This is a genomic window from Amycolatopsis sp. WAC 01416 (genome assembly GCF_003947485.1).
In the GTDB taxonomy this organism is placed as follows: Bacteria; Actinomycetota; Actinomycetes; order Mycobacteriales; family Pseudonocardiaceae; genus Amycolatopsis.
In genome coordinates this window covers 156,583-162,980 of the sequence record NZ_QHHX01000014.1, presented here as the reverse complement: position 1 = coordinate 162,980, position 6,398 = coordinate 156,583, and the positions used below count along the sequence as shown (strand labels likewise).

Genomic DNA, 6,398 nt, shown 5'->3' with positions numbered 1-6,398 from the left:
AGCTCCTGGTGGCTCCTGGGTTGATCTTGGTCGACGATCCATCTACCAGGAGCTTCGCCACGTTCACAGCACCAACACACCTACCCCACCACCAGGATGAAAAAGGCTCAATGAAGGGGCCTTTCATAGCAAATTTTGCTATGAAAGGCCCCTTCATTGCAGTCGTCAGGAGGCGGGCAGCGTCGCCAACCGGGCGTTGATGCGCTCGATGTCGGCCACCGCGGTCTCCTTGCGGGCCCGGATCTTGCCGATCACCGGCTCCGGCGCCTTGTCGATGAAGGCCTGGTTGCCGAGTTTGGCCTCGGCCTGCGCCAGTTCCTTCTCCGCCGCGCCGAGGTCCTTCTGCAGGCGCTTGCGCTCCGCGGCGACGTCGATCGTGCCGGACAGGTCCAGTTCGACGGTGACGACACCGGCCGACAGCCCGACCTCGAGCGACGCGCTCGGCGCGAAGCCATCTTCGGGCTGCGTGAGGCGGACCAGCGCGCGGATCGGCTCGTCGTGTCCGGTGAGCTCGGCGAACCCGTCGCCGGACAGCCGCGCGGCCACCTTCTGGCTGGGCTTGAGGCCCTGGTCCGCGCGGAACCGGCGGACCTCGGTCACCAGCTTCTGCACGTCCGCGATCCGCTTGTCGGCCACCGCGTCGGCGTACGAGGCGTCCGCCACCGGCCACGGGGCGATCACCAGCGACTCGCGGCCGGTCAGCGCCGTCCACAGCTTCTCGGTGATGAACGGGATGAACGGGTGCAGCAGCTTCAGCACGGTGTCGAACACGTGCCCCAGCACCGCGCGCGTCGCCGTCACGCGGGCTTCGTCGCCCTGGAAGACCTGGACCTTCGACAGCTCCAGGTACCAGTCGCACAGCTCGGTCCAGGTGAACTGGTAGAGCGTGTCGGTGGCCTTCGCGAACTGGTAGTCCGCCAGGTATCCGGTGACCTCGTCGACGACGGTCCCGAGCCTGCCGAGGATCCAGCGGTCCGCCTCGGTGAGTTCGGCCGGGGCGGGCAGCGGGGCGTTCGCGTCCGCGCCGTTCATCATCGCGAACTTGGTGGCGTTCCAGAGCTTCGTGGTGAAGTTCCGGGAACCCGCGACCCACTCCTCGCCGATCGGGACGTCGGTGCCCGGGTTGGCGCCACGCGTGAGGGTGAACCGCAGCGCGTCGGTGCCGTAGCGGTCCATCCACTCGATGGGGTCGACACCGTTGCCCGCGGTCTTCGACATCTTCTTGCCGAACTGGTCGCGGACCATGCCGTGCAACGCGATGGTCTTGAACGGCGCCTCGCCGGTGGCGTAGAGGCCGAACATCATCATCCGCACGACCCAGAAGAACAGGATGTCGTAGCCGGTGACCAGCACCGACGTCGGATAGAACTTGTTCAGGTCCGGGGTCTTCTCCGGCCAGCCGAGGGTGGAGAACGGCCACAGGCCCGACGAGAACCAGGTGTCGAGCACGTCCGGGTCCTGGGTCCAGCCTTCGCCGGAGGGCGGCTCCTCGTCCGGGCCGACGCAGACGACCTCGTCGTTCGGGCCGTACCAGACCGGGATCCGGTGGCCCCACCACAGCTGACGCGAGATGCACCAGTCGTGCAGGTTGTCGACCCAGTCGAAGTAGCGCTTCTCCATTTCCGGCGGGTGGACGTTCACCCGGCCGTCGCGCACCGCGTCGCCGGCGGCCTTCGCGAGCGGGCCGACCTTGACGAACCACTGCAGCGAAAGCCGCGGCTCGATCGGCTCCTTGGACCGCTCGGAGTGCCCGACGCTGTGCAGGTACGGACGCTTCTCCGCGACGATGCGGCCCTGCTCGCGCAGCTTCTCCCGCACCGCGACACGGGCTTCAAAACGGTCCATGCCGTCGAACTCGGTACCGGTGCCGTCGATGCGGCCCTGCTCGTCCATGATCGTGATCATCGGCAGGTCGTGCCGCTGGCCGATCTCGAAGTCGTTCGGGTCGTGTGCGGGGGTCACCTTGACCGCGCCGGTGCCGAACTCCGGATCGACGTGCTTGTCCGCGACGATCGGGATCTTGCGCCCGGTCAGCGGAAGCTCGACCTCGGTGCCGATGAGGTGCGTGTAGCGCTCGTCGTCCGGGTGGACCGCGACGGCGGTGTCGCCGAGCATCGTCTCCATCCGGGTGGTGGCCACGACGATCGCGTTCTCGCCGTCGCCGTAGCGCATGGAGACGAGTTCGCCCTCGACCTCTTCGTGCTTCACCTCGGCGTCGGACAGCACCGACCGCAGCTCCGGCGACCAGTTGACCAGCCGCTCGGCGCGGTAGATCAGGCCGTCGTCGAAGAGCTTCTTGAAGATCGTGTTGACGGCCTTGGACAGGCCGTCGTCCATGGTGAACCGCTCGCGGGACCAGTCGACGCCCTCGCCGAGGCGCTTCATCTGGGCGAGGATCTTGCCGCCGTGCTCGTTCTTCCACTGCCAGACGCGCTCCACGAAGGCCTCACGGCCGAGCTCGCGGCGGCTGGTGCCCTCGGCGCGGAGCTGCTTCTCGACCAGCGCGTGGACCGCGATGCTCGCGTGGTCCATCCCCGGCAGGTACAGCGTCTCGTCGCCGAGCATGCGGTGGTAGCGGGTGATGGCGTCGATCAGGGTGTGCTCGAACGCGTGCCCGATGTGCAGCGAACCGGTCACGTTCGGAGGCGGGATGACTACCGTGAACGGCGGCTTGTCCGACGTGGGGTCGGCCGTGAAGTAGCCGGCGTCTACCCAACGCTGGTAGAGCGAGGCTTCTTCGTCGGCCGGGTTCCAGGCACCCGGAAGGTCGGTCTGCTGCGGCTGGGCGTTCTCGGTCACAGTTGTCAAGTCTACGAACCCCCTCCGACGAGTTCCTCACCGGCCGTAACGCCCGCCGTTCCCAGCCGATGAGGGGATGTCGTCACGCACTGGGGGAAGGCGGGCTCGTAGAAGACCGGCAGCTGGAGACGCATCCGGATCTGATGGATCCGGAATGGCGCAAGCGGGCCGAACGGGACGCACGGCTCGGCGCGAAGCTGGACCTCGAACGGCGGCGGAAACAGCGGCCGCGCCGCCGGTTCCGGATGTCCCGGTGGCACGTCGTGGTCCTGTTCCTGGTCATGACCGTGGCCGTGCTCGCGGCCGCGGTGGTGGTCGTGAACCAGATGCGGGGCAGCGCCGTCTCCGGATGACCTCCGAAGGTGGCTCCGGTGCTCAGCGGCGTCGACCTCGACCGGCCATTCGACCGCACCCCCGCCGCGAACTGGCGCGAAGGCATCGCCGGGATCACCGTGCCGCCGGGGCATCGGTACTTCACCCTCATCGGAGCGAAAGGGCTGTCGCAGGTGCCGCCGCGCATGACCGGGTCACTCACGGCGAAGCCCGGCGGCAAGGGCGAGTTGATCGTCCACGCGAGTTACGCGGTCGCCTACGCCTTCGACGCTCGCCCGGACGAGGCTCGGTCACCGGCGGACATCGTCCCGTTCGTCCGCGAGGAACAGGACTACGTGCTCCGCAAGGCTCCGCCGTTCGCGAAGGCCGACGCCGGGCTCAGCATCGGGGAAGGTTCGGGCTACACGTCGCGCATGGCTTGCGACGCGATCAAGACGGGTATCCTCGCGCCCCAGTACGCTGACAAGGGCAGACCGGTCGTCGGCGTACCCGTCGGCGACGATGCCGCTGCCTACGACCCGACGAAACCCCTGCCGTCGCTGGACACCTGCGGGTAGCGGGCCGAAACACTGGGGAAGAGGACAGAGATGGACGAAGAGGACCGGCGGATCGAGACCCATCCGGACCTGGTCGACCCGAACTGGCAGAAACATGCCGAACTGGACGCCTGGCTGGGTGCGAAGAAGGAACTCAAGAAGAAGCGCCGTAAGCAGCGGAAGGCGGCCTCCTCCGGTGGCGGCTACTCCGCGCCGGGTTCGAGCCGGTGGCCGGGCATCGCCGCGATCGCCGGCCTGATCGTGCTGGTCGTGGCCGCGGTGACGGTGAACGCGGTGCAGGAACACGGCGTCAACGAGACGCCCTGGTTCCCGCTGGACGAATCGCAGATCACCCGGCTCGTCACCGACGCCTGACACCCCTCGGTCGCGCGCGGAGGCGGCAAGGCGCACGATGGGGTCCATGACCCGCGAAGCACCCGCGAACGACGTTGACGAGACACAGCTCGAAGTCGGGAAACCGAAGAGCTGGGCGGCAGGGATCCCCGGGGTCGCCGTCTCCCTGATGCGTGGCATGGAGCAGATGGGCGCCGCGCGCACGGTGAAGACGCTGCGCCTGCTGAACCAGCGCGACGGCTTCGACTGCCCCGGTTGCGCCTGGCCGGAGCCGCGCGAGGTCGACGGCGAGCACCGCAAGCTCGCGGAGTTCTGCGAGAACGGGGCGAAGGCCGTCGCCGAGGAGGCGACGAAACGCCGGGTCGGCCGCGAGTTCTTCGCCGAGCACTCCATCCACGATCTCGCGGACAAGACGGACTTCTGGCTCGGGCAGCAGGGCCGCATCACCGAGCCGTTCGTCCTGCGCGAGGGGGCGTCGCACTACGAGCCGATCTCCTGGGACGACGCCTTCACCCTGGTCGCGGACGAGCTCCGCGCGCTGCGGAACCCGGACGAGGCGATTTTCTACACCTCCGGCCGCACCAGCAACGAGGCCGCGTTCCTCTACCAGCTGCTCGTGCGTTCCTACGGCACCAACAACCTCCCGGACTGCTCCAACATGTGCCACGAGTCGTCCGGCGCGGCCCTCGCGGCCACGACCGGGATCGGCAAGGGCTCGGTGTCGCTCGCCGACATCCACAAGGCCGACCTGATCGTGGTCGTCGGCCAGAACCCCGGCACCAACCACCCGCGCATGCTCTCCGCGCTGGAGGAGGCCAAGGGCAACGGCGCCAAGATCATGGCGGTCAACCCGCTGCCCGAAGCCGGCCTGATGCGGTTCAAGAACCCGCAGAACGTCCGTGGCGTGATCGGCAAGGGAACCCCGCTGGCCGACGAGTTCGCGCAGATCCGGCTCGGCGGCGACCTCGCGTTGTTCCAGGCGATCGGTCATCTGCTGCTGAAGTGGGAACGGGAGACCCCCGGTACGATCGTCGATCGCGCGTTCGTCGAGTCGTCCACCGAGGGCTTCGAGGACTACGCGAAGCATCTGCGGGAGATCGACTGGACCGAAGTGGGCGCCGCGACCGGGTTGCCGCGTGAGCAGATCGAGCGGCTGGCGCGGATGATCGCGACGTCGGAGCGGACCATCTACTGCTGGGCGATGGGCCTGACCCAGCACAAGCACGCGGTGCAGACGATCTCCGAGATCGCGAACCTGGCGCTGGTGCGCGGCATGATCGGCGAGCCGGGCGCGGGACTGTGCCCGGTGCGCGGGCACTCCAACGTCCAAGGCGACCGGACGATGGGCATCTGGGAGAAGATGCCGGAGTCCTTTATGGACAGTCTCGACGCCGAGTTCGGCATCGAGGTCCCCCGGGAGCACGGTTACGACACGGTCGCCGCGATCCGCGCGATGCGGGACGGCAAGGGCAAGGTCTTCTTCGCCGTCGGCGGCAACTTCGCCTCCGCCACCCCGGACACCGAGCTGACCGAGAAGGCGCTCAAGTCGTGCTCGCTGACCGCGCACGTGTCGACGAAGCTCAACCGCTCGCACGTCGTCCCGGGCAAGACCGCGCTGATCCTGCCCACCCTCGGCCGCACCGAACGCGACGTCCAGACCGGCGGCGAGCAGTTCGTCACCGTCGAGGACTCGATGTCGCAGGTGCACACCTCACGCGGCAGGCTGGCCCCGGCCAGTGAAAAGCTGCTCTCCGAGGTCGCGATCGTCTGCCATCTCGCGGAAGCGCTGTTCGGTCCCGGACATGCCGTGCCGTGGCGGGACTTCCACGCCGACTACGACCTCATCCGCGACCGGATCGCCCGTGTCGTCCCCGGTTGCCACGACTACAACGCCCGGGTGCGCGAGCCCGACGGCTTCGTCCTGCCGCACGCGCCGCGCGATTCCCGGCAGTTCAATGGAACCGCCAACGGCAAGGCGAACTTCACCACCTCCGAGCTCGAGTACCCGCAGGTGCCCGACGGCAGGCTCCTGTTGCAGACGATGCGCAGCCACGACCAGTACAACACCACGATCTACGGTCTTTCCGACCGCTACCGCGGGATCGAGGACGCCCGGCGCGTGGTGCTGGTCAACCCCGAAGACCTGGTGTCGCTCGGGCTGACCGACGGCGCGATGGTCGACCTCGTCTCGGAATGGCGGGACGGCGACCGCCGGGCCCCGCGGTTCCGGGTGGTCTCCTATCCGACGGCGAAGGGCTGCGCGGCGGCGTACTTCCCCGAGGCGAACGCCTTGGTGCCACTGGATTCGGTGGCGGACAAGTCGAACACCCCGGTATCGAAGGCGATCGTGGTGCGGCTGGAACCGGTGGCTTGACC

5 protein-coding genes are annotated in these 6,398 nt (G+C 68.2%); 4 read left to right on the top strand and 1 reads right to left on the bottom strand.

Features of this window, described 5'->3' with window-relative positions; translation table 11 throughout:
• Nucleotides 1-165 precede the first annotated feature (165 nt).
• On the bottom strand, nt 166-2,799 hold the full coding sequence (locus DL990_RS38165) for a valine--tRNA ligase (RefSeq protein ID WP_125801579.1): 2,634 nt from the start codon (nt 2,797-2,799) through the stop codon (nt 166-168).
• Nucleotides 2,800-2,867: 68 nt separating this feature from the next.
• On the opposite strand from DL990_RS38165, the gene DL990_RS42050 reads away from it, so the two are divergent.
• Genes DL990_RS42050 through DL990_RS38150 form a run of 4 tightly spaced genes read left to right on the top strand, consistent with a single transcriptional unit; the run spans nt 2,868 to nt 6,396 of the window.
• Entirely contained in the window at nt 2,868-3,152 is a 285-nt protein-coding gene (locus DL990_RS42050) for a hypothetical protein (protein ID WP_233620694.1), read from the top strand.
• A gap of 18 nt (nt 3,153-3,170) precedes the next feature.
• A complete protein-coding gene (locus DL990_RS42045; protein WP_233620693.1) occupies nt 3,171-3,689 on the top strand; it encodes a hypothetical protein in 519 nt (172 codons plus the stop codon).
• Nucleotides 3,690-3,719: 30 nt separating this feature from the next.
• Nucleotides 3,720-4,043 (top strand): hypothetical protein, encoded by a 324-nt coding sequence (locus DL990_RS38155; protein WP_125785943.1) that lies wholly within the window; start codon nt 3,720-3,722, stop codon nt 4,041-4,043.
• A 46-nt stretch (nt 4,044-4,089) separates the two neighbouring features.
• Complete coding sequence (locus DL990_RS38150) at nt 4,090-6,396, top strand: FdhF/YdeP family oxidoreductase (RefSeq protein WP_125785944.1); 2,307 nt, start codon at nt 4,090-4,092, stop codon at nt 6,394-6,396.
• Nucleotides 6,397-6,398: the final 2 nt, after the last annotated feature.

Coding starts and splice junctions, on each gene's coding strand:
- DL990_RS42050 (WP_233620694.1), top strand. CDS start 2,868: ATGAGGGGATGTCGTCACGCACTGGGGGAAGGCGGGCTCGTAGAAGAC.
- DL990_RS38155 (WP_125785943.1), top strand. CDS start 3,720: ATGGACGAAGAGGACCGGCGGATCGAGACCCATCCGGACCTGGTCGAC.
- DL990_RS38150 (WP_125785944.1), top strand. CDS start 4,090: ATGACCCGCGAAGCACCCGCGAACGACGTTGACGAGACACAGCTCGAA.